The sequence below is a fragment of the Sphingomonas sp. SORGH_AS_0438 genome (assembly GCF_031453475.1).
Lineage (GTDB): Bacteria > Pseudomonadota > Alphaproteobacteria > Sphingomonadales > Sphingomonadaceae > Sphingomonas.
Genome location: NZ_JAVIZS010000001.1, coordinates 762,460 through 784,701, shown reverse-complemented (window position 1 = coordinate 784,701; position 22,242 = coordinate 762,460). Strand labels below are relative to the sequence as shown.

The following is a 22,242-nucleotide window of genomic DNA, read 5'->3' as shown; positions in this document are numbered from 1 at the left end:
TCTGACCTCGTTGGGGCATATCGGACGAACAGAATACGAGGCTCCGCCTCCATCGGACATTCGCAGCACACCCTTCGTTTGTAGATCGCGTCGCCCTCGACAGCTGGAGTGAGTACGATCTTCAATCTCGTCTTTGCCGTGCCCACGCTGATCGTCCTGAGCCGCTGGCTGTGGCCGTTGCCGCTACCGCTGTGGGTGAAAATAGCGACTGGGCTTCGATGCTCGCTGCATCACAATTCCACCTGTGGAGCCGGGTCTCGTCGGGTTCGGTGTTCGCCCCTGAGTTCCCCCGCCCCTTCGTGATCCTGTTCAACTGGGCATTCGGCGCACTGCTCCTGCTCGCATTGTTCCAGTATGGAGACGAGTACTGATGAAACCGACCAGCAAGACCGCAATGGCCGCCGATGCCATCACCGAAATGCCCGCCGATGCGCGCGGAACCGAGAACCGCATCACCGAGCGCCGCCGCGCGTCGACCGTGACGGCACGCGACCGGCGCGATGCCGGCCGTCCGGTGAACGGCGTCGGCACGGATGCCGAGATCGCCCCCGTGCCGACACCGAATCCGCCGCCAGCCGCCGCCAGGAAGCCGATCGCCACCGCTGACGAAGGTGACCTCGGCACGGTGCGGCCCGGGAACGCAACGGTGGCTGCGAGCGACGACCGTCCTGTCGACACCTTCAACGGCGGCGACCTCGTCATCCCGGGTGACGACAGGCCGAGGGAGCAGTTGTCCCCGGTTATGAAGGACGCATTCAAGCGTTTCCGCCAGAGCCAGCTCGCGCAGCGCTCGTCCCGCGTCGCCCTAGCGCTGTCCCAGCTGATGCGCATCCGGCTGCCGTACCCGCGCCACATCGAGGCCATGGCCGAGATCGAGGAACTGCGCCTGCTCGGTCTGGAGATGCGGGGCGAGCAGCAGCTCGCTTTGAACATCTTCAGCCGCACGGGCACGGGCAAGTCGACCGTCGCCAGCCAGTACAAGCTGATGCGAGCTGAGGAGGACGGGCCTGGCGTCAAGTCGGTCCTCCACTCCCGTCTGGGGACCAGCGGCTCCGCGAAGGACCTCTACGTCTCGATCATGTCCGAACTCGGCGACGGCTTCGCCTCCGCGGGTAACGAGACGACCCTGCGGCGTCGCGCCATGCGCGAGATGGCCAATGCGGGAGTCGAGCTGCTCATCCTCGACGAAACGCAGCATTCCGGGCAGAAGTCGGGCTTTAGCCGCGAGGTGACCGCCGAACTGAAGATCATGCTCGACACCGGTCGGGTGCCGATCGTGCTGCTGGGGACGGAGGCAGCGGTCCCGCTCGTCTCCGCCGATCGCGAGCTGTCCGGACGGATGTTCTCGCCTTGCCGCCTCGATCCGCTCGACATGGACGACGACGACGATTTCGAGCTCTGGACGGGCTTCGTCGAAGGTCTCGACGCACGCATGGTCTCGGACGGCATCGTCGCCGCGTCTGCGGGGCTCGCCGAGGAGGAGGTCGCGTTCGCGCTGGGCGAGGTCTGCGACGGAGTCATCGGTCAGGCGATGCGGGTCATGACGATGGCGCTGCGCAACACCGTCCGCGACCGCCGCGACGTGGTGACCATGGGCGACATAGCTGTGGCGGTCGACGAGTGGTCGCTCGAACACGGTTTCGCCAACTCGAACCCGTTCCGGGACCTCTGAGGCGATGGACGGCGCTGACCGCATCCGCACACCGTTCGGCGCCTTCCTACGCGGCGTCGGCGACGATCTCGCCGACGCCGCGTCCGGTCCGGCCCGACCCGCGCCAGTCGTGGACCGATCAACCTGGCGTCGCTTGCTCCAGCCTATTATCCCCAGGCACGGGGAGTCGCTGCGCGGGCTCGTGGCGCGTGCCTGCTGGGAAAACGATGTGCCCAACAGCTATGGGATCCTTCAGCATCTTGGCCTGAACCACCGCAATCGCGTCCTCGTCGCCGAGGACGTCGAGATCGATCCGGCGGAACTCGCCTGCGCCATCCGCGTGAATGAGGACGAGGTCCGGATCCGGCGGTACGAACCCGTCAGGCCCGGCCGCGTCTCGTTCTTTGGTCTGTCCATCAACCCCCGTCGCATCGAGACGCGGACGCGCCGGTTCTCGCCAACCGCGTTTCAGGCCGACGTCGGAGACATGCCGCAGTATCACCGGGCCCTGTGGGAGCTGTCCGACATCCCGTTCTGCCTGCAAGCGTGGGACATGCTGCAGGACCGATGCGGCTGCGAGATCGGGGGCGTCGTCCAGCGCTGGACGCGGACCGCCACGCGGGTTGAGGAGTGTGACAGGTGTGGCGATCCACTCGCATGGATCGAACCGGTACCCGTGCCCGAGCGGATGCGGCCGTCGCTGGGTATATTGGCGACGCTGCTCCCCGAACGGCTCATGGCCGGGCTCGACGTCGGCGCGGTGCTTCCCGAACCTTTGCGGACGATCGACCGCGGCCCGATCCTCGACATGGTCGTGTCGCTGACCCGGGCGATCGATCCGGGGTCGTCCGAACGCCCGTTCGAAGAAGCGGAAGCCCGTCTGGAGGCGCTGCACTCCGCCTGCGACGCGCTGGTCCGCTGGCCCGACGGCCTGACCGACGTCGACCTCGATCCCGATGTCAGCAGGGTAACGGCCGAAAGACTGCGCGTCACCTGGCACGGCCTCGCGCCGCTCGCCCGCGCTGGAGGGGGACCACGCACCGATGCCGCTGCGGCCGTGCCGCCGAACGGGGCGTCCGTGACGAAGCCGGTCGGCATCCGCCCGGCCACGGAGATCGCTCGGTTGTCGCCTGAGGTGTTGACTGCGGTCTGGGAGCATGGGCTCGTGACCCGGCATCGGCGAGTGCACGGCGCCCGGCTGCTGCCGGCCTACGACCCTGCGGAACTGACGGCTCTCGGCGACGCATGGCGGGCTAGGCGCGAACCCGCGGCCCTAGCGTACGAACTCGGACTGCCGCTTTACGGTCTCGAGCAGCTCGCCGCGTTAGGGACGCTGGTCGCGGACGCGGTCTCCTTGCCAAGCACCGGCCCGTTCTTTACGCCCGGGCGTGTCGATACTTTCCTCGAGGCGCTGACCAACGGCCAGCGTCCGGTGGCCGATCCGGTCGCCCTCCGGCAGTCGATGCGCCGCATCGGCGGCAGGCTCGAGGCGTGGGGAAGAGTGATCGGGGCGCTTCTGTCAGGCGACATCCCGTATGTTCTCGTCGGCAATGGCCGGCTCATCGACAGGATCGCAGTCTCCGCCACCTCCCGCGACGCGATCGACGCGCTCGCATCGGGTCCGTGTGGGGACGACCGTGCCGCTTCCGGTGCCACGATGATCCAGCGTGACGCCCTCGAGGTGCTCAACGCGCCCCAAGACGGCGCAGAACTCCTCGCCGGGCTCGCTACCTCCGGCATCAACCCCAGGACGTATCGCATCGGGGACGTCGTGCGGCGGGCCGGCGAGATCGTCGTCCTACCGGAGATCGCCGCCATCCTCGGCCAAGATTCCACATCCGTCTATGAGGCAATCGTCCGATGCGGCATCGGAAACGAGGTGAAGATTACTGGAGTATGGCCACGCGACTTACTGCCTCAGATCATCCGCGCGTTCGAGGAAAGACGCGGCTAGAGACACAAACACGTCGATCTAACCTGATGCAGTCCGTGCTGAAGTGCAGGGACCACGGGGCGACGGATAATTATCTCCACACGCATCGTGTTGCCCCAAACGTAGCGAGGCGGGTAGTTGGGGAGGTCGGCCGGGCGATCATTTGCCAGCCGCGGCCCATCCGTCCCGCGCTGCGAATGTGCCCGGACGAATTAGGGAACCGAACGGGCTAAGCGGCGGCATGGGATCAGGCACGCCCGGACCGGGCGTACACGACCCTGCCCAGGTGGTTATGAAATTAACGGCGATTTGAGCAGTTTGGTTGAAAAGAGCCCGTCTGCTGGTTTCGAAAATAAGTCTAATTGCCATATAGATGGCCGAGCAGCTTGGTTTGAAAACCGACAATCATGCGAGAGCGGACCATGGCGTCGGGAACGCATGGTCCGCCGCATGGATCTCCTATCGCAATCGGGAACATCGCGGCATGGCTGCCCCATCCGTCCCGAACCGCCAGATCGTCGTCTGGCGATAGACCTGGCCCGGCCGCAGGATGGTGGTCGGAAAGCGCGGCTGGTTCGGCGAGTCGGAGACATGCTGCGACTCCAGCGCGATCCCGTCTCCCGGCTGATAGACATGGCCGCCCGGCCCGGCATCCTGCCCATCGATATAGCCGCCGGTATAGACCTGCATCGACGGTTCGGTCGTCTCGACCGTCAGGGTGCGCCCGGATACGGGATCGACCAGCCGCGCGACCTTCGCCAGCCGCCCCGCCGGCTTGTCGAACAGCCATGCGTGGTTATAGCCGCGCGCCGTCACCGGCGGCCTGGGATCGGCCAGCCCCTCGCCGATCCAACGCGGACAGCGGAAGTCGAGCGGCGTCCCCGCCACCGGGGCCAGCGCACCGGTGGGGATGCCGCCCGGATCGGTGACGATGGCGCGCGCGGCGGCGAGTTGCAGCCACTGGCCGTAGACGGAGCCGCTCGCCTCCCCCGCCATGTTGAAATAGCTGTGGTTGGTGAGATTGATCGCGGTCGCCCTGCTGGTCCGCGCGCGATAATCGATATGCAGCGCATTGTCGGCTGCTAGCCGATAGGTGACCGAGACGGTCAGCCGGCCGGGAAAGTTCTGGAAGCCATCGGGGCTGACCAGGGTGAAGGTCGCCGCGCGTCCGTCGCCGCGTCGCGACGCCTGCCAGTCGACCGTGTCGAAGCCCTGAGCCCCGCCGCCATGCAAGGCGTTGCGGCCGTCATTGGCGACCAGGTCGACCGTCGTCCCGTCGATGGCGAAGCGCGCGTTCGCGATCCGCCCGGCATAGCGGCCGATGGTCGCCCCGAACCCGTTCTTCTTCACCTTGGTCCGGTATTCGGCCGCCTGGGGATAGCCGAGGACGACATTGGCCATCCGGCCCCGCCGGTCGGGTGCCTCGATCGCCATGACGATCGCCCCCTGCCGCAACAGGCGGACGGTCATGCCGTTCGCGTTGCGGAGCGTGATGACGCCATCGGCCGGCGGCGGCGCTTGCGCCGCGCCGGAAACGGCAGCAACCAGGATCAGGAGGTTATGCACCGCCCGATCCTAGCCCGGTTTGCCGACGATCAGAAGTTGATCGTCGTGCCGATCGCGATGTTGCGGCCCAGCGAGTCGTAGCGCTGGGGGATGGTGTTGCTGCGTGCCAGGCTGATATTGTACGAATCCGGCACGATCGGCGGGGTCTTGTCGAACAGGTTGTTCGCGATCAGGCGCAGCGAGAACTGCTTGGCGATGGCGAAGTTGAGCGCCAGGTCGAAATAGCTGGTCGGCGCGATGCGATAGAAGCTGGTCCGCACCCGCTCCGGCGTGCCGCCGATCGCCGCGTCGCCCGAATTGTCGGCATTGGTCAGGGAGCCGATATAGCGCCAGTTGAACGACGCGCTGAACCCCTTGTCGGCGGTCGTGTACGTCGTGCGCAGGCCATGGCTCCACTTCGGGATCAGCTGGCCGCAGCCATTGCCATAATAGCCCGCGCAGTTGCGCTGCGGCTGCACAGGCGAGTCCTGGCCGCCGATGAAGTCGGTGATCGAACCGTTGAAGCCCAGGTCGATACGGCCCGCCGCCGCCAGGTCGAGTGCATATTGCGCCTGGAAGTCCCAGCCGCGCGCGATCGACGTGTAGTAGTTGGTCGTGCCCTGGCGGATGAAGCCGGTGGTCGGGTTGGCGCTCGCATTGGAATAGAGCGTGCCCGTGCCCGGATTGCGGACCAAGCCCTGGCAGAAGAACTGGTCGCCGTTCGAACGCAGGCAGCCATCGGTATAATAGCTGAAGTCGTTATAGCCGAGCGAGTTGTCGATCTTGATCCGGTAGCGGTCGACCGAGAAGATCAGGCCGCGCACGAAGCGGGGCTTCACCACCAGGCCATAGGTCTGGGTATAGGCCGTCTCCGGATCGGCGATGAAGCCGCCCGAACGGACCGTGCAGCCGGTCGCCCCGGTGGTGCCGTCGCCCGGACAGATCAGCGACGGGCTGCCATAGAGCGAGTCCGCCAGCCCCGTGGCGCGGCACACGTCACGCGACGCGATCGGCGCACCATAGGTCACGCCGCCATTGGGATTGGTGGTGACGGTGGGGGCGCAGAAATCGTTGAACGTGCCGCTGCCGCCGCGCGCGAATTCGATATTGGTAGCCTGGCGGATCTCGATCACGGTCGGCGCACGCTGCGCCTTGTTGAACGAGGCGCGGAAGGTCAGGTCGGGGATCGGCGCATAGATGCCCTCCGCCTTCCAGGTGTTGAACGACTTCGGATTGCTGCTGTACTTCGATACGCGATAGCCGCCATTGGCCTGGAGCAGGTCGACGAACGGCTTGTGCTCGACCAGCGGCACCTGCACCTCGACATTGGCTTCCCAGACGTCCTGGCTCAGATCGATGTCGCTGCCGCCCAGCGCCGCGCGATAGGCGCTGTCGGCGAAGGACTGGAGCGTGTCCTTGCGATATTCGGTGCCCAGCGCGATCGCCACGCCCTGCTCGGCGAAGGGCGAGGTGATGCCGTACTTGCCCAGGTCGCCGCTGACGTTCGCCAGCACGTCGTAGAGCGTGCCGCGCGTCGCCGAGGTGCCGGAGCCGAACAGATAGTTGATGAGGGCCGGGTTGGTGTTGCCGGCGCTGAACGCGTCGAAGGGCACGCAGGCCGGATCGCTCGTGGTCGCGCAGGTCGGCGCGGCGCGGGTACCGCCGACATTGATCGCGTTCTGCAACCGGCCGGGGATGCCGAAGCTCGGCGTGTAATCCTGGCGGTTACGCGCATAGACGCCGCCGACATCATAGGTCCAGGCGTCACCCACCTTGCCCCGCACGCCGCCGGTCAGGCGGACGCCGGTGTTGAGATAGCGATCCGGCCGGTCCGAATTCTCGCCCAGGCGATAGCGCAGGTCGATTGGCGCCAGCGCCGCCGTGCCCGCCGCCGCGCCGCAGATCGCGGTCGCCTGGCTCGCCGACAGAAAGGGGTTGTTGCAGTTGACCTGCACCGACCCGCCCGCGATCGTCGGATAATTATTGTACGACTTGTCGCGGAACCAGATGCCCGAGCCATAGATCTCGGCTTCCGGCGCCAGCTTCAGCGTGACGAAGCCGCCGGCATTCACCCGCTCCGACGGCCGCTGATAGGCATAGCCGCTGAAATAGTTGGACGCATTGCCCGCCCCCGCGCCGAACGGCACGAAGTTGCGCGACCCGTCCGGATTGTTGACATATTGCGCGCCCTGATTCGCCCCGCTCTGCGGCGTGATCAGGCCGCTGGTCGAGCTGCTCGGCGTCAGGCCGCAGGACAGCGGCCCGTTGCGCTGCAACTGGGTCAGGTAGCAGCCCGAATTGGAGCGGTCGGTCAGGCCGACCTCCTCGGTCTTGCGATAGTTGACGAAGCCGTTGACGCTGAGCGCGCCGTCGAACAGCTTCTTGCCGGCGGTCAGCGTGATGTCGGCGCGGCCGCCGTCATTGGTCAGGCCGGTCTGGCTGCCGAAGCCGGCGGCGCGCGCCAGCGGCGACACGATCGTGTCCTTGTTGTTGTGATTGTAGAAATTGTAGTTGGCGTCGAGCTGAAGCCCTTCGAAATCCTTGCGCAGGACGAAATTGACGACCCCCGCGATCGCGTCCGAGCCATAGACCGACGACGCGCCGCCGGTCAGCACGTCGACGCGCTCCAGCAACGAGGTTGGGATGATGCCCACGTCCTGGCCGTTCTGCGTGCCCAGCCGCTTGCCGTCGATCAGCACTAGCGTCCGTTCGAACCCCAGGCTGCGCAGCTTGATGCGCTGGCGACCGTCGGAGTCATTATAGGTCTGCTGGTTGTCGGGGGCGATCTGCGGCAGGCGGTTCAGCACGTCCTCGACATTGACCGCCGCCTGCGCCTGGATGTCCTGACGCGTCACCGAAGTGATCGGCGCGGCGGAGGTGACATTGGGGCGGTTGATGCGCGTGCCGGTGACCACGATGTCGCCGCCGGAGCTGGCGGTCGGCTGGCCGGCGATCGCGGCGGAGCGCTGTTCGGACGCGACATCGGCCTGGGCGGCGGGATCGGCGGTGACGGATGGATCGGCCTGGACCGGGGCGGCGGTGGCGGAGTCCTGCGTCGCGGGAACCTCCTGCGCGGTTGCCGGAACGGCAAGGACGCCGAGCGCGCCGAGCAGTGCGATTCGCGATACCGAGTGAACGAGCATCATGTTCCCCTCTAAACCCGGCATGTCATTCCGCCGGTCAACCAATAGGACCAATATGTCCTAATAGCTGACCGGGTTAATACCTAAGCTTTAGCCGTGCAATATTTTTCGTTGCAGTTCCGTGAAATACCTCTTCCATACCAACTAGCATGAGGGAATGGCGCCCGACGGTCAGTGCGTCCCGGCGATCAGCCCCGGCGCGTCCGCGACGAAGCGGTCGAGCACGCCATCGGCGATCTTGATCGGGCCGTCGAATCGAGTCGCACCGGGGATCGACTGGATGGCCGCCGCTTCCGCCGCCAGCCGCTTGGCCTCGGCGAAATAGCGGGGTGCGGAATCACGGCCCTGATCGGCCGCCGACAGTCCGGCCGCACTCAGCCGCAACGCCCGCCCCCAGAGCCGCATCGCATCGAGCCAGGGCGCGGATTGCGCCGCGAAGGCGGGATCGGTGACCCCGGACCGGATGATGTCGGGCGCGTCCGCCAGTTCGTCCGCCGTGGTCGCCAGCGTGGCGAGCGCGGCCCGGCGCTCCGCCGCATCGCCGCGCACCAGGGCGTCGCGCACCGCATCCAGTTCCGCCTTCAGCCGGGGAGCCTGTGGCTGCCAGGGCTGGCTGCCGAAGGTCGGGGCCATATGCTGCGTGTCGAAGAAGCGGAGCAGGGCCTGCGTGGCCCGTTCGTCATCACCCGCCAGTGCGCGAGCGGCCGCCAGCCAGGCGCGATCCGGGTCATAGCCGCGATCATTCCAGGCGAAGGCGGCGACGCCCGTCACCGCGACCCGGCTGGGCGCTTCCTGGTTCATCGGATTGGACAGGATGCCGCTCAACTCGCCCGACAGTCCCGCCTCGCGCCGGGCATAGGGGGCGAGCAGCAGCCGGCCGGTGGTCTGGGCATAGTCGTTGACGGGATAATTGTCCCACAACAGCGCCTTGCGACCGAATGCCTTGGTCGCCGCCTTGGCATCGGGGATGGAGATGGCGGGCGGCACGACATCGGTGCCGGTCCATTGCACGACGATGCGCGGGTCGAGATTGGCCCGCAGCGCCGCCTTGTAGGGCGTTTCCTTGGCGTCGTAATATTCGGTCGGGACCATGATGAGCGGCCGCGCCGACGGATCGCGCGCCACCAGGCTGGCCTGCACCGCATTGAGGAAGCGCGACTGCGCCACGCCCGCCGCCTGGGCGCCCGAGGGGCCAAAGGCCGCCTTGTCCGCATCGCAATTCCACTTGGTATATTCGATGTCGTCGAGCGCGACATAGAAGCTGTGGACGCCGATCCCGCGCAACGCGTCGAACTTGCGCTGCAATGCCTGCGCATCGGCCGGGCTGGAGAAGCAGACGGTCGGCCCCGGCGAGATCGCATAGACGAAGTCGACATGGTCGGCCCGCGCGCGCGCAGCGAGCGTGCCGAGTTCGGCTAGCGTGGCCGCGGGGTACGGCTCCCGCCACCGCGCCCGCGCGAAAGGATCGTCCTTCGGGCTGTAGACATAGGTGTTCGCCTTCACCGTGGCGAGGAAGTCGAGATGCCTGATCCGGTCGTCATGCGTCCAGGGCTTGCCATAGAAGCCCTCGATCGTCCCCCGGATCGGCATCGCTGGATGGTCGCGGATGGTCAGCGCCGGGATCGTGCCCGTCCGGGCCAGTTGGCGAAAGGTCTGGGCGGCATGGAACACCCCGTCCGCATCATGCCCGGCCAGCGTGATCACCCCTGACCCGCCGATCGCCTGGCTGGCGATCGCATAGCCCTCGGCATGATCGTCCGGCGTAGCCTTGGCGCGGGCCAGAGCCTCGCGCACCACGGCACTGTCGTCGCGGCCGAGCACGATCGCGGCGCGGTCGGGGATCGCAGGCAGGCGCTTCGCCTCGGCGATGGCGGTCACGCCCGACGCGGTCAGGATCTGACGAACCAGCGTCACGGTGCCGGGCTCGGTGCCCGGTGCGACGATCAGGGTCACGGACCGACCCAGCGCGACCGCGCCGTGCCCCAGGTCGAGCGCGACGGGTTCCGGGAACAGGGCCGGTCGCGCGACCATGTCCGCGCCGGCCGGGGCGGACAGCGACACGATGCTCGCCATGGAAAGGCCCAAGGCCCTCAATCTGCCGCCCTGTCGCATCGCTCGACCTCCCCGGTCCTTAATTGGTCCTATCGCGCAGGGCTAAGTCATTACCGGAGGTATGACAAGCTTGCTGCCGGACCAATTGGCGCGTCGGTGACCCGTCACAGGTCGGGCAGACTCTGGTCCGACCCCCCTAGCAAGCCAGCGCCCGGCCGCCGGCGCGCTTCGCCAGAAGGGTAGCGTCTCCGATGCCGAACGGGGCGGCGGTGTCGATATCGCGCAGTTCCGACCAGGACACCGGTGCCGCGGTCGGTCCGCCGGACCGGGCTCGGGCTGAATAGGGCATCACCACGTCTATGTGGCGGCGCCCTGCCGGGCGGCGGCCTTGCGGGCTGGGGCAGTGATCGCGACCTGTTCGCCCGGGGGATGGCGCGCGAGGTGAGTGGTCCGGCGGTGACCCGCGCAAAGCCGCCCGAGCCGCAGCCTTGTCCGCCGCGAAACGCACTGGATGAGGCCAAGGCGCGCGTCGCCGAGGCGGAGCGCCGGCGGCGAGATCTGCAACGCCACCGTGACCGGGCGGCCAAGAACCTTCAAGCCGCGCTGGAAGCGGCGCAAGCCCGATATGACCGCGCCGTCGAGCGCCGGCGGCACGACACCGATGCGTGACTACCGCCCATGAAAAAGCCGCCGGCGAGACGCCGGCGGCCCATCATGACGAACCGTGCCGCCCCTGCCCACGAGCGCTTCTCGCGCCACGAGGAGAAGGGCGGCGAGCGGTCGATTAGGCGTAGACGACCTTGGTCGAGCGACGACGGAAGCGCGCGGTCGCGCCGACCATCGCGAAGCCGACCATCATCAGCGCCCATGTCGCCGGCTCCGGCACCGCCGACGGGATGAACGACGCCTGGCCGCCATAGGCACCGTTGCCGCGCGACAGGCCGGTGACGGTGATCGTGTTCAGCTGACCGGCGACGATCGGAACCATGTTGGTGAAGGCGAACTCGAACGCGCCGTTACCCAGACGGGTGATCGAAGCGGCCGTGCTGTTGATCAGCACCGAGGTGAAATCCAGATCGTTCGGCGAACCGACGAAATTGGTGCTGGTCGTCACCGTGCCGCTGCCCACGCCATTGGCGGGAAGCGTGAAGGTAAAGACGTCCGTGAACGTGCCGGCTGCGATCCCGGTGTTGAAGAACGCACCCGAGAAGGTGCCGTTCGGACCGGCCGTGGCGGTGAAGTTCGAGCCACCGACCGGGAAGGTCGCGGCCTGCGCGTTCGGCGCCGCAGCAATCGCCGCCATGGCCGTCACGGCCGAAAAGATAATACGCTTCATCATTGATTCCTCGTCATGGCCCCCGCCCTGAGGAAGTGTCCATAACCGCTTAAAACGAAACAAATAAGGCAATTTAACCATGTTTTCTGATCTGTCTCATTTCAGGACATAAAGCGTGATGCCGATCATGCAGCATGACAAAGTCGCCGTACGCAGAGCGCGTAAGCGCTTGATTTTGCCAGCAGGTCCGTGACGGGCGAGCTGACACATGGCCTTGCACCGGCACCGGTTCGCCGCGTTGCACCGTCCCGATTATGGACTCGCTGAGGAACAGCCTCCAAAAGCTTGATCAGGAGGCAGGAACCGCAAAAGCGGCCGGCAAAACAAAAGACGCGTCAGGGCGAGAAAGGGAATCCGACCTCGGCGGTCCGCCGAGGCACAAAGCTGGTCACGCTTTGTCAATTCAATGACTTAACCCGCTGATAAGGCGGACGGTGGCATAAACCCCCATCGCCCGGCAACCGGTGTCCCATGCATCGAATTCTGGACTAGACAGCTATGTATCAACCGCATCCGAATAGCTTTTTACCGGAATCCCACACGCATTACGATCCAGGGAGGGCAAGCCACTCCTTCACATGCCGCACAAAGGACGGCGACGGCTTTTGTTCCGGCGCTCCGGCCGGCGCCTCGATCCGGATCGCCGCGACCGACGACCAGCGCAAGGCCGCGACCGACCTCATCAACCGGATGTATGCCTGGCGCGGCTATGGCAGCGACCATGTCATTCCATCCTCGCCCGACCATGTGACGTTCAACGCGCTGTTCTGCTGCCAGGCCGCCGGCACGATCACTCTGGCGGTCGACACGCATAATCGACTGGCGGCCGACACACTGTTCCGCGACCAGCTCGACCATTACCGGTCCCGCACGAACGCCCGCATCTGCGAATTGACCAAGCTGGCCTTCGACGTACCGGACTCGTCCCAGGCGCTGCTCGCCGCCCTGTTCCACAGCGTCTTCATCTACGGCTATCGGCGCTATCGCTGCACGGACCTGTTCATCGAGGTGAATCCCAGACACCGACGTTTCTATCAAGCGATGCTCGGCTTCGAAGCGGTCGGCGAGATCCGACATCACGAGGGCGTCGATGCGCCGGCGCAATTGATGCACCTGCCGATCAGCGCGATCCGGCGATCGATCGACGATCTGGCGCATGGCGGATCGTCGCATTCGGTCCGATCGCTCTACCCCTTCTTCTTCCGCCCGCAGGAAGAGGACGACATCTATTCCCGGCTCGATCGCACCGAGCTGCGGCTTGGGGACGAGCGGTTCACCGTCGTGGGTCACGCCCCCTCGCCGCCCCTCGGACGTCGGATTCCGTCGCGTCCGTCATCGCTGCGCAAGACCAGCGAGCGCCCGCTCGGCCAAGAAAATGCACTCCGGAAAAAAACTTGTTAACATAGGGTTAATCTCATGGACCCGTTGGCCGGGCATCGCGTTCCGCATTCACCATCATGGCGGCAACAACCGCCAACAGGGAGGTCTGTATGAAGAACGCTTTGTTCGCCGCTGGGGTCGCGGCCCTGGGTTTCGCTCTTGCACCGTCTGCCCAGGCGGCGACCTTCCCGGTCGGTAGCCCCAATTTCACCGCATCGCCCGGCCCGAACGGCACCTTCGCCGGCGCCTTCTTCAACACCGGCATCGCGGCGGGTACGTTCACCGACACCTTCACCTTCACCCTGCCGACGGACGGCTTCGGCAGCGGCACGGTGACGACGAGCGCCAACTTCCTGGGCAGCGCCAACGATCTCGACTTCACCTCCGTTCTCATCAACGGCGTGGAAGCGGAACTGTTCACTGCCGGCGGCGGCGTGTTTGAGTCCGCCTATCAGAACCTGATCCCGATCACGGCCGGGCAGCTCAACACGATCACCGTCATCGGCTTCTCGCGTGGCAACGGCGCCTATGGCGGCCAGGCCAGCTTCGTGCCAACGATCCCGGAGCCCGCCACCTGGGCGATGATGATGGTCGGCTTTGTCATGGTCGGTGCGGCAGCCCGCTATCGCAAGCGCTCGACCAACGTCCGCTACGCCTGAACGCGTTCGCTGGTCGAAGACAGGAGGCTGCCGGGAAACCGGCGGCCTCTTTTAGCAAGGGCTCGCCACGATCGGCGACGTTGAACCGTATAGTTCCCGACCGTTAGGCTGGAAGACGGCATACATTTGCCCCCAGGCGGTCGTTCCGGCGCTTCTCCTCATCAAGGATCACCCCATGGCCGAAATGGACCTGCCCGCATTGTCCAGGAAAATGGCCAAGCTGGATTTCGCCATGTTGGCGACGCAAGCCGCCGATGGTACGATGACGGCGCGCCCGATGAGCAACAATGGCGATGTCGAATATCACGGCGACAGCTATTTCTTCACCTATCGGGACTCGCGCAAGGCGGACGACATCGCGGCACGGCCCAGGGTCGTGCTGAGCTACACCGGTGCGGCGGGCATGCTGGGCGGTCCGCCGCTCTTCGTTTCGGTCGACGGACGCGCCGTGCTGATCGACGACAAGGCGCAGTTCGAGGCGCATTGGACCAAGGATCTCGATCGCTACTTCCCCGAGGGGATCGACACGCCGGGCGTGGTGATGATCAAGGTCGAGGCCGAGCGGATACGCTATTGGGACGGCGGCGACGAAGGCGAGATCCGCGCTTGATCGCATCGGCGGGCTCGGGCGACGGCCTTACCGGGATCGCGATTTGCGTCCCGGCCCGTGACGAGAGCGATCGGTTGCCAAGGCTGTTCGATGCGATCGAGGGGCTTCTGCTTCCCCCCGGCACGGCACTGTCTTTGTGCCTGTTGCTCGATGGATGCACCGATGGAAGTGCGGCGGTCACCAACGACTATGCCCGTCGGAGCCGGCATGACGTCCATGTCGCCACCGCCGAGCGGTGCGACGCAAATGCGGGTATCGCCCGGCATCGCGCGATGCAGCTCGGCGCCTCGGTGCTGGGCGATGGCGGCGGCGTATTGCTGACCACCGATGCCGATAGTTGGCCACAGAGCGACTGGCTGGGGGCGACGATGGCCGCGCTCCACCATGCCGACCTGATCGTCGGCGACGTGGTCCGTGGCGGTCACGCTATCGATAACGGGCAGGACCGGGTCGAGCTCTATTATGCGCGATTGTTCGCCTTCCGCCGACGTACCGACCCGGTTCCCTGGGAAGCCACGCACATGCATCATCACGCCAGCGGCGCGAACATGGCGATGCGGACCCACGTTTATGCGGCGCTCGGCGGCTTTCCCCCCTTGGCCAGTGGCGAGGATGCGCGGCTGGTCGACGACGCCGCCCGGGCGGGTTTTCGCGTCCGCCACGATGCCGCGAGCGTGGTCCATACCTCGGGGCGGCGCCATGGGCGCGCGCAGGACGGCCTCGCCGCCAATCTGCGCCTACGCGATCGCGACGGGCTCGACGGCATCCGCGTCGCGCACCCGGTCGACCAGGCCTGGCAATATCGGGCGCATGCGCTTGCCCGCCTCGCCTTCGACACCGGGAGCATGATGGAAGTATCGAACGCGGTCGGATTGACGCCGGACCATCTGCTCGGCGTTGCGCGGGATTGTCCGAATGCCGAGGCCTTTGCGATGCGCGCCGTCCCTATACCACCGGGCGGGATGCGAGAGGTGCCTTTGGCCGTCGCGGAAACAGCGCTTGCCGCCTTGTGCGCGACCGCCGCACCGGCGCGGGCCGCATGACCGAGATGCGCGCACGGATCGCGGCGCTGGCGCAGCAACGATCCGACCTCGCCGATCCACGCGATGCCGCGTCGCTGCTGGACCTGCTGCGCACGCTCTACCAGGTCGGGCGCGAGGATCTGCCGCTCGGCCGCTTGTTCGAGGGGCATGTCGATGCCGCCCAGATCGTCAGTCGCTATGGCACGGCGGCGCAGCGGGCCTGGCTGATCGATGCGGTGGCCCATGGCGCGGTGCTCGGCATGTGGAATGCCGACCTGCCGGGTGAGCCGATTCGGCTGGTGGATGGACGTCTGAGCGGCGGCAAGAGCTTCGCCTCCGGTGCCGGGGTGATCAGCCATGCGCTCGTCACCATCGACCGGCCGGGAGGTCGACAGCTGCTGCTGCTCGATCTCGCCGCCGCGCCGCCGGTGATCGATCGCAGCATCTGGCGGGTCGTGGGCATGCAGCGATCCGAGACCCATCTGGTCCGCTGGAGCGACGTTCCGGTCGCAGACGACGCCCTGGTGGGCCAACCCGGCGATTATGTGCGCGAGCCCTGGTTCAGCGGCGGCGCGCTGCGCTTCGCCAGCGTGCAGGCGGGTGGCATCGCGCGGCTGGTCGACGGCACGCGGGATCATCTGGTCGCGATGGGACGGGCCGACGATCCGCATCAGGCTGGACGCCTGGCCCGGCTCCACGCGCTGGCGGAGGCAGCGACGGCGGCGGTGCGGGCGGCGGCCGAAAACTGGTTCGCCGACGCCGACGCCGACGCCCGGTTGCCGCGCGTCGCCGCCGCGCGGGCCGCCGTCTATGCCGCCGGCGGCGAGGCGCTGATCCTCGTACAGGAGGCCATCGGGGTCCAGTCGCTGTTCCTCGACCACCCGCTCGCCGCGACCATCACCGATCTGTCGATGTACCTGCGGCAACCCGGACCCGATGCGCAGCGTATGCAGGTCGGCGCGGCGGTGGCGGCGGGGGTCCTGCGGGTGGCGCTGTGATCCCGCGTACACGGTCGCCGCGATCGCTGCTCGTCGTGGCGCCGCATGCCGATGACGAGACGATCGCGGCCTACACACTCCTGTCCAGGCTGCGCCGACGCGGCGTCCTGACACGGGTGATCGTGGTCAGCGACGGTGCCGCATCGCATCCCAACAGCCCTATATGGCCGCGCGATCGGCTCGTCCGGGAACGACGGCGCGAGACGCGTCGCGCGATGGGACGGATCGGCGTCCATGCGGCGGCGATCCGCTTTCTCGACCTGCCGGACAGTCGGTTGATCGACCATGCGGACGCGGTCCGGCGTCACATCGGCCGGGCGGCGCGCGCCCTGCCCGCGCCGGTACTGGCGCTCACCCCCTCCCCCAGCGATGCGCATCCCGACCATCGCGTCGTCGCGGCGGCGGCGCGGCGGCAGGCGGGCGTCGCATGGTGGACTTATCCGGTCTGGCCGGCGGGCCAGCGCCTGCACGGCGCGCGGTCATTGCCGCTTTCCGCGCAGGAACGCCTCGCCAAACGTCAGGCGATCCGCAGCTATCGGACGCAATGCGGGCGGATCACCGACGATCCGAGCGGTTTCGCCATGTCCCCCCGGCAGATCGCCGCCTTCTCGCGCCCACGGGAAGTGTTCGCTCCCAAGGTTGGCCGATGAAGCCGATCGCCCTGGACGGCTTCGAGCGGGTGTTCGCCGCCGATCCCGATCCGTGGCGGACGTTCACGAGCGACGATGAAGCGCGCAAGCGGCGTGCCATCCGCCATGCGATTGGCCCCGCGCGGCACGGCCGCATGCTGGAGATCGCGGCGGGCAATGGATCGAACAGCCGGATGCTCGCGACCCGGTCCCTCCGCCTCGACGCGACCGAGGCCACCGCCGCCGGTATCCGGCTGGTGGAGGCGGCCCTGCCCCCCTCCCCTCGCGCGCGCGCGATCCGGCTGACGGTGCCGGGCCGCTTCCCCCGATCCCGGTATGACGCGATCGTCATCGCGGAGCTACTCTACTATCTGTCGCCGGATGCGATGCGCCGGACGGCGCGCGACACCGGCCGCGCGCTGCGATGCGGCGGCACGCTCGTGCTGGCGCATCATCGCGTTGATTTCCACGATTTCGTCCAACATGCCGCCGACCTGCACCGCATCTTCCTGGCGCAAACGGGCCGGTCGTGGCGGATCAGGATCGTTCGGCAGACGGGACGATGGATCGTCCTCGCCTGCACGCGCCGTTAAGGATCGCCTTCCGTAAGGCCGGAACAGCGAGGTCAGCGGTCGCCGTACCAGCTCCAGTCGTCCCACTATCCTCGTCGAGGATGATGACCCGGGGTTGATCGGGCACCGCATCGGGTGGACGTACCGCAACGCTGTGATCTTTAGGGACGTCTGGCGGCGGCAAGCACCAGAAGACACAGCCGCAACCGGACGATATGAGCGCGGCATGGCCCGGCTGCTACTGTTCAACAAACCCTTCGGGGTCTTGTCGCAATTCACCGATCGCGGATCGCCGACGGTTCGGTCGACCTTGTCCGACTTCATCGACGTGAAGGGAGTCTACCCGGCCGGGAGGCTCGATCGGGACAGCGAGGGCCTGTTGCTGTTATGCGATGACGGGCGGTTGCAGACGCGGATCGCCGATCCCCGCTTCAAGATGCCCAAGACCTATCTCGTGCAGGTCGAAGGTGATCCACAGGAACTGGACCTGGAACGCTTGCGCCAGGGTGTCCGGCTCAAGGACGGCATGACCCTGCCGGCCGATATCGCCCGTATCGAGGCGCCGGACCTGTGGACGCGCGATCCGCCGATCCGCCAGCGCAAGCTCATCCCCGACTGCTGGCTGAAGATCACGATCCGCGAAGGGCGCAACCGGCAAGTGCGCCGCATGACCGCGGCGGTCGGCCTGCCCACGCTGAGGCTGGTCCGCTGGTCGATCGGCGACTGGTCCGTCGCCGGGATCGCGCCGGGCCGGTTCGCGACGCTATCCGCCGGATGAACGGAAAAGGACTGGCGGGAATGCGCATCATAACCGTCCCCGCCGCCGGTTGCCGCCGACCGCGAAAGCTGATTTGAGGCGTCGCTTCGGACGGGACGCTTGCCGCGTCTCGCAATCGGCTTTCCCGCCCCCTCGCGTGCACAAAGGCCATTAGGCAGGGTTTCGGATTTCCATGAATTATCGCCATTCGTTCCATGCCGGCAACAGCGCCGATGTCGTGAAGCACAGCCTGCTGATCGCCCTTGTCCGGGCCTTGCAGCAGAAACAGGGTGCGTTGACCCTGATCGACACCCATGCCGGTTGCGGGCTCTACGACCTGGGCGGCGAGCAGGCCCAACGCACCGGCGAAGCCTCACAGGGCGTGGTGCGCGCCTTTGCCGACCCGAACCCTTTGCTGGACGACTATCGTGCCGCGGTCTGGGCGGTGAATGTCGGGGCCGAGCCACGCCTCTACCCCGGCTCGCCGCGGTTCCTGTCGCAGCTCCTGCGCGCGCAGGACGTGCTGATCCTCAATGAGAAGCATCCCGAGGACGTGTACGCCCTGCGCGGCGCGATGCGCGGCACGCCGGCGGCCGTGCATGAGCGCGATGCCTATGAGCTTTGGCTGGCGATGCTGCCGACCCGCACCGGTCGCGGCGTGGTGGTGGTCGATCCGCCCTATGAGCAGACTGATGAACGCGACCGCATCACCGCCACCCTCGCCGCGGCGCATCGCAAATGGGCGCATGGCGTGACGGTCATCTGGTACCCGCTGAAAGACCGGGGGACGCATCAGCGGTGGAAGGACGACCTGCGACGGCTCGGCATCCCGAAATTCCTGTCGGTGGAGCACTGGCTCTATGATGCCGATCGGCCCGGCCTCTATAACGGTGCGGGGCTTTTCATCGTCAATCCGCCCTATGCCTTCACCCAGGCGCTGCCGCCGCTACTGGACGCTCTCCGCGCCGCACTGGCGCCGGAGGGGCATAGGGGCGAGATCACGGCGGATTGGATCAACGATTGAGAATGAGCCCGCCCCCCGTCATCGCTGGCGTGCCGGTCGATGCCGGTGACGGTGAGGCCGGCGTTCACCGCCCGAAGGAGCGCGCCGAAGCCTATTCATCACCTCCCATCGGACGAAAACCGAGGAACGAGGATGCCTACCTCGACCGGACCTGCGGTGGCCAAAAACGTCATCATAAGGGGTGACGAACCTACGCAGCTACAACCGGCGGCGATAGTGATGGCACGCACCATGCCGGCACGGATATGTGATCAAGGCCACGTCCCACGTCTCGTCCGGTCGCCAGCACGGGCTTCGATTGCGGGCGGACAACGGCGGCATGTTCGCAGCTTGATGCTACAGCCAGGTGCCCCGCGAAGCGCGGCCGGACGCCGAAATGGCGGTAATCAGTGGGTTCGATGCGGAGTTGGGGCGGGTGACGGAAACCGAAACCGTGTCGAAGTCGCCTATGTCGATCAGGGTTATACCGGCGAACGGGCCGCCAACGCCGCGGCCGAACACGGCATCTCGCTTGAGGTCGTCAAACTGCCGGAAGCCAAGCGCGGCTTCGTCCTGCTGCCGCGGCGCTGGGTGGTGGAGCGTTCATTCGCTTGGGCCACCCGCTTCCGGCGCCTCGTCAAAGACTATGAACGTTATCCAGAAACACTCGCTGGACTTCACGTCGTCGCTTTCGCTTGCCTCAAGATGAAGCAGGCTGCCACACTCGTCGCATGTTCATAGCAGCCTCTAGGCTATAAGCTTCGGCGGAGAAGCGCTCTACCTCGCCGCGGCGGCACCGCGGCAGATGCCGCTGGCTGGGCAAGGCATAGCCCAGTTTGGGGCGGGCGTCCGAGTTTGGGTGGAGGGCGGACATACCCTTGGACGCTAGTTTCGGAACTTTCGCCTTCCGATATCGGCCATCAGCAGACCAGAAATTGATCCTCCGCCGCAAATCATCAACGCCACGAAATACGCGATTATGTAGAGAGCATCATGCTCCCATATTCGCCACCAGATAGTAGCAGTGAGTAAAGCGAGGGGACCAAGAGCGGCAACCAGCGTCACGCTCCATCGCTGCCGAGGAAAAACCATCTGCGCTAGCAAGCCCGCCAGGAAGGTCGCTCCGAACAACGCCCAAGGATTTAACGATGCTGCCATAGCCTGACGCTACTGTTTTCCATTCGTCGATCAATATCTCACATTGGGCGGTAGTGGACGCCCCCTTCTGCGCTATCGCTGATATCCGCTGCCGGGCGGACTGCGGACAGGCGGCTTTCGAGCCGGAACTGTCGAATGCTGTCCTTTCCGTCGAACATCCACGGCACGTTGCCAATCGGGACGGCAAGTATCGACCAATCCAACTCGGTCGGGGAGCACGATCTGAATGGCTGCTTCAGCCGAACGCGGTCAGTCGCAGGTTCTCGACCAAGCGACCAGCAGCACCCGGTTGGAAACCGTTCGTCGCAGGCTCCTTTGCCCCGTCGGAAGTTCCTTTATGGGAAAGATGAAGAGGAGGCGGAGATGGCGCCCCCTCCCCCTTGGTCAGGCGGTGATAACCGGGCGATCGTAGTTTTTGGCATAGGCATTTTCCACGCCGGTCAGAATCTCCACGATATCGAAATAGCGATCCCAGAAGGCCGTTTCGCGCAGGTCTTCCACCAGTAACTGGTAGGAATGGTGGTCCGCTGCGTCCCACATCCAAATGTCGGTGACGCGGGTGGAATAGAACTCCACGTCGAAAAAGCGCAACGAGACGCTTGCCGCGTGCTTCTTGAGGATCGGAGTGAAATGCTCTGCCAGAAGCGCGAAGCGGCGATCGACGGGGAAACCGAGCCATTTAGGCGAGGTCTTGACCAGCATGAAGACGGTGACGGTCGGTTCGAAGGGCAGGTGTGTAGTGGTCATTATGTATCCTTGCATCATCATGTGCAGGACGTAGAATGCGAGCATAACCTCATATTTGGCTACTCGCATTCGATCCATGGAAGAGAAGACGACCTCGCAGCGCCCGCGCCCTCGGAAGATGCCACGCCAAGGTCGCTCCGTCGAAACGGTGCGGGCGATCGTCGAGGCGGCGGCTCGCATTCTGGAACAGGATGGACTCGGCGGGTTCACCACCAACGCGGTCGCCGAGCGGGCCGGCGTCAGCATCGGCTCGCTCTATCAATATTTCCCGGGCAAGGAGGCGCTGATCGGCGCCTTGATCGTGCACGAGACATCGCTGCTGATCGCCGAGTGCGAGGTGGCCGTATCCGGTGTGAACGGTCGAGAGGCATTGAAAGGTGTGATCGCGTCGGCGGTGATCCACCAACTTCGCCGACCCGCGCTGGCCAGGCTGTTGGATTTGGAAGAGGCACGACTGCCCTTCGATGAGGATACCCGGCGCGTCACACACCGGCTGCGATCGATCCTTTTGTCCGTCCTGGCACGCGCTGATCTCCCCAAGCAGCCTGATCCCGATGCGGCCGCGCAGGACGTGTTGGCGATCATCAAGGGTATGGTGGATGCTGCCGGAGAACGCGGTGAACAGGATCGGGACGCTCTTGCATCCCGCGTCGGCAGGGCCGTCTACGGTTACCTGGACAATGCGGCCTGGACCGGAAATAGACGATCACCAAGATGTTAAGTGCGAACGCCGACGCCAGCAGTTGCCGAGGACCGGGAGGCGGTCAAAGCCAGGGAATGCCGTAGGTTATGAGATAGACCAGCCAAGGCCAGGGGGCCGTCCCACCATCGCGTATCGCCTCGCATGGTTTGAGCGTCCGATTTCGCGCAGGTGTGGTCAAGGCAGACCGCCATTCCCAACAAATACAGCTTGCGAGAAGGTTTCTTCTGTCTCGATCAATCCTCCCAGCCGGAACAGTCGCGAGAATCAGCTTACGATTCTGACCATCCTCTCACCCGCACACGCATAGATCGCGTAACGGACTTCAAATGCCGGCGTCGGAGATG

The 22,242-nt window shown here is 66.0% G+C and carries 19 protein-coding genes and 1 pseudogene; 14 read left to right on the top strand and 6 right to left on the bottom strand.

The genetic code is table 11. From position 1 onward, the window contains the following. The first annotated feature begins 370 nt into the window (after positions 1 to 370). Both QE452_RS03800 and QE452_RS03795 read left to right on the top strand, forming a co-directional pair. Entirely contained in the window at positions 371 to 1,672 is a 1,302-nt protein-coding gene (locus QE452_RS03800) for a TniB family NTP-binding protein (protein WP_309660465.1), read from the top strand. Positions 1,673 to 1,676: 4 nt separating this feature from the next. Continuing rightward, complete coding sequence (locus tag QE452_RS03795; protein WP_309660466.1) at positions 1,677 to 3,605, top strand: hypothetical protein; 1,929 nt, start codon at positions 1,677 to 1,679, stop codon at positions 3,603 to 3,605. Between the two features lie 438 nt (positions 3,606 to 4,043). Here QE452_RS03795 and QE452_RS03790 read toward each other — a convergent pair whose 3' ends face one another. The 4 genes from QE452_RS03790 to QE452_RS19030 form a co-directional block, all read right to left on the bottom strand. After that, positions 4,044 to 5,150 carry an aldose epimerase family protein gene (locus tag QE452_RS03790; protein ID WP_309660467.1) on the bottom strand — a complete coding sequence of 369 codons (1,107 nt, stop codon included), beginning with the start codon at positions 5,148 to 5,150 and terminating at the stop codon, positions 4,044 to 4,046. A 29-nt stretch (positions 5,151 to 5,179) separates the two neighbouring features. Continuing rightward, a complete protein-coding gene (locus tag QE452_RS03785) occupies positions 5,180 to 8,275 on the bottom strand; it encodes a TonB-dependent receptor domain-containing protein (protein WP_309660468.1) in 3,096 nt (1,031 codons plus the stop codon). A gap of 168 nt (positions 8,276 to 8,443) precedes the next feature. After that, on the bottom strand, positions 8,444 to 10,345 hold the full coding sequence (locus QE452_RS03780) for a beta-N-acetylglucosaminidase domain-containing protein (protein ID WP_309660469.1): 1,902 nt from the start codon (positions 10,343 to 10,345) through the stop codon (positions 8,444 to 8,446). Between the two features lie 175 nt (positions 10,346 to 10,520). Next, positions 10,521 to 10,673: a hypothetical protein gene (locus tag QE452_RS19030; RefSeq protein ID WP_405052724.1), complete on the bottom strand. Its 153-nt coding sequence runs from the start codon at positions 10,671 to 10,673 to the stop codon at positions 10,521 to 10,523. Between the two features lie 80 nt (positions 10,674 to 10,753). Between QE452_RS19030 and QE452_RS03775 the strand changes: the two genes are divergently transcribed. After that, the gene (locus QE452_RS03775) at positions 10,754 to 10,993 is read left to right on the top strand and encodes a hypothetical protein (protein ID WP_309660470.1); all 240 of its coding nucleotides are present in this window, start codon (positions 10,754 to 10,756) and stop codon (positions 10,991 to 10,993) included. Positions 10,994 to 11,108: 115 nt separating this feature from the next. Here the strand turns inward: QE452_RS03775 and QE452_RS03770 are convergent, their stop codons facing one another. Then, positions 11,109 to 11,660, bottom strand: coding sequence for an FxDxF family PEP-CTERM protein (locus QE452_RS03770; protein ID WP_309660471.1), 552 nt, complete (start codon positions 11,658 to 11,660; stop codon positions 11,109 to 11,111). Between the two features lie 498 nt (positions 11,661 to 12,158). Here QE452_RS03770 and QE452_RS03765 point away from each other — a divergent pair, with 498 nt between their 5' ends. The 10 genes and pseudogenes from QE452_RS03765 to QE452_RS03720 all read left to right on the top strand — a co-directional run. Further along, positions 12,159 to 13,061 carry an N-acyl amino acid synthase FeeM domain-containing protein gene (locus QE452_RS03765; RefSeq protein WP_405052723.1) on the top strand — a complete coding sequence of 301 codons (903 nt, stop codon included), beginning with the start codon at positions 12,159 to 12,161 and terminating at the stop codon, positions 13,059 to 13,061. Between the two features lie 89 nt (positions 13,062 to 13,150). Beyond that, positions 13,151 to 13,699 (top strand): FxDxF family PEP-CTERM protein, encoded by a 549-nt coding sequence (locus QE452_RS03760; protein WP_309660473.1) that lies wholly within the window; start codon positions 13,151 to 13,153, stop codon positions 13,697 to 13,699. A 175-nt stretch (positions 13,700 to 13,874) separates the two neighbouring features. Next, positions 13,875 to 14,309 carry a pyridoxamine 5'-phosphate oxidase family protein gene (locus QE452_RS03755; RefSeq protein WP_309660474.1) on the top strand — a complete coding sequence of 145 codons (435 nt, stop codon included), beginning with the start codon at positions 13,875 to 13,877 and terminating at the stop codon, positions 14,307 to 14,309. Beyond that, positions 14,306 to 15,352: a glycosyltransferase gene (locus QE452_RS03750; protein ID WP_309660475.1), complete on the top strand. Its 1,047-nt coding sequence runs from the start codon at positions 14,306 to 14,308 to the stop codon at positions 15,350 to 15,352. The genes QE452_RS03755 and QE452_RS03750 overlap by 4 nt, the downstream gene beginning before the upstream one ends. Further along, a complete protein-coding gene (locus QE452_RS03745; RefSeq protein ID WP_309660476.1) occupies positions 15,349 to 16,329 on the top strand; it encodes an acyl-CoA dehydrogenase in 981 nt (326 codons plus the stop codon). Before QE452_RS03750 ends, QE452_RS03745 begins: the two co-directional genes overlap by 4 nt. Further along, on the top strand, positions 16,326 to 16,979 hold the full coding sequence (locus tag QE452_RS03740) for a PIG-L family deacetylase (RefSeq protein WP_309660477.1): 654 nt from the start codon (positions 16,326 to 16,328) through the stop codon (positions 16,977 to 16,979). The genes QE452_RS03745 and QE452_RS03740 overlap by 4 nt, the downstream gene beginning before the upstream one ends. Continuing rightward, the gene (locus QE452_RS03735) at positions 16,976 to 17,551 is read left to right on the top strand and encodes a class I SAM-dependent methyltransferase (RefSeq protein ID WP_309660478.1); all 576 of its coding nucleotides are present in this window, start codon (positions 16,976 to 16,978) and stop codon (positions 17,549 to 17,551) included. Before QE452_RS03740 ends, QE452_RS03735 begins: the two co-directional genes overlap by 4 nt. A gap of 205 nt (positions 17,552 to 17,756) precedes the next feature. Beyond that, positions 17,757 to 18,308 (top strand): pseudouridine synthase, encoded by a 552-nt coding sequence (locus QE452_RS03730; RefSeq protein ID WP_309660491.1) that lies wholly within the window; start codon positions 17,757 to 17,759, stop codon positions 18,306 to 18,308. Positions 18,309 to 18,480: 172 nt separating this feature from the next. After that, complete coding sequence (locus QE452_RS03725; RefSeq protein ID WP_309660479.1) at positions 18,481 to 19,311, top strand: 23S rRNA (adenine(2030)-N(6))-methyltransferase RlmJ; 831 nt, start codon at positions 18,481 to 18,483, stop codon at positions 19,309 to 19,311. A gap of 435 nt (positions 19,312 to 19,746) precedes the next feature. Continuing rightward, positions 19,747 to 20,031 (top strand): annotated as a pseudogene (locus tag QE452_RS03720) (transposase); the annotation flags it as partial. Positions 20,032 to 20,832: 801 nt separating this feature from the next. On the opposite strand, the gene QE452_RS03715 reads toward QE452_RS03720, so the two are convergent. Continuing rightward, complete coding sequence (locus QE452_RS03715; protein ID WP_309660480.1) at positions 20,833 to 21,195, bottom strand: darcynin family protein; 363 nt, start codon at positions 21,193 to 21,195, stop codon at positions 20,833 to 20,835. Between the two features lie 76 nt (positions 21,196 to 21,271). Between QE452_RS03715 and QE452_RS03710 the strand changes: the two genes are divergently transcribed. Then, on the top strand, positions 21,272 to 21,916 hold the full coding sequence (locus QE452_RS03710; RefSeq protein ID WP_309660481.1) for a TetR/AcrR family transcriptional regulator: 645 nt from the start codon (positions 21,272 to 21,274) through the stop codon (positions 21,914 to 21,916). Positions 21,917 to 22,242 lie beyond the last annotated feature (326 nt).

What these genes read in the sequence shown, in the direction of transcription:
- QE452_RS03800 (WP_309660465.1), top strand. Translation starts at nt 371, where the DNA reads ATGAAACCGACCAGCAAGACCGCAATGGCCGCCGATGCCATCACCGAA.
- QE452_RS03795 (WP_309660466.1), top strand. Translation starts at nt 1,677, where the DNA reads ATGGACGGCGCTGACCGCATCCGCACACCGTTCGGCGCCTTCCTACGC.
- QE452_RS03785 (WP_309660468.1), bottom strand. Translation starts at nt 8,275, where the DNA reads ATGATGCTCGTTCACTCGGTATCGCGAATCGCACTGCTCGGCGCGCTC.
- QE452_RS03780 (WP_309660469.1), bottom strand. Translation starts at nt 10,345, where the DNA reads ATGGCGAGCATCGTGTCGCTGTCCGCCCCGGCCGGCGCGGACATGGTC.
- QE452_RS19030 (WP_405052724.1), bottom strand. Translation starts at nt 10,673, where the DNA reads ATGCCCTATTCAGCCCGAGCCCGGTCCGGCGGACCGACCGCGGCACCG.
- QE452_RS03775 (WP_309660470.1), top strand. Translation starts at nt 10,754, where the DNA reads ATGGCGCGCGAGGTGAGTGGTCCGGCGGTGACCCGCGCAAAGCCGCCC.
- QE452_RS03770 (WP_309660471.1), bottom strand. Translation starts at nt 11,660, where the DNA reads ATGAAGCGTATTATCTTTTCGGCCGTGACGGCCATGGCGGCGATTGCT.
- QE452_RS03765 (WP_405052723.1), top strand. Translation starts at nt 12,159, where the DNA reads ATGTATCAACCGCATCCGAATAGCTTTTTACCGGAATCCCACACGCAT.
- QE452_RS03760 (WP_309660473.1), top strand. Translation starts at nt 13,151, where the DNA reads ATGAAGAACGCTTTGTTCGCCGCTGGGGTCGCGGCCCTGGGTTTCGCT.
- QE452_RS03755 (WP_309660474.1), top strand. Translation starts at nt 13,875, where the DNA reads ATGGCCGAAATGGACCTGCCCGCATTGTCCAGGAAAATGGCCAAGCTG.
- QE452_RS03745 (WP_309660476.1), top strand. Translation starts at nt 15,349, where the DNA reads ATGACCGAGATGCGCGCACGGATCGCGGCGCTGGCGCAGCAACGATCC.
- QE452_RS03735 (WP_309660478.1), top strand. Translation starts at nt 16,976, where the DNA reads ATGAAGCCGATCGCCCTGGACGGCTTCGAGCGGGTGTTCGCCGCCGAT.
- QE452_RS03730 (WP_309660491.1), top strand. Translation starts at nt 17,757, where the DNA reads ATGGCCCGGCTGCTACTGTTCAACAAACCCTTCGGGGTCTTGTCGCAA.
- QE452_RS03725 (WP_309660479.1), top strand. Translation starts at nt 18,481, where the DNA reads ATGAATTATCGCCATTCGTTCCATGCCGGCAACAGCGCCGATGTCGTG.
- QE452_RS03715 (WP_309660480.1), bottom strand. Translation starts at nt 21,195, where the DNA reads ATGACCACTACACACCTGCCCTTCGAACCGACCGTCACCGTCTTCATG.
- QE452_RS03710 (WP_309660481.1), top strand. Translation starts at nt 21,272, where the DNA reads ATGGAAGAGAAGACGACCTCGCAGCGCCCGCGCCCTCGGAAGATGCCA.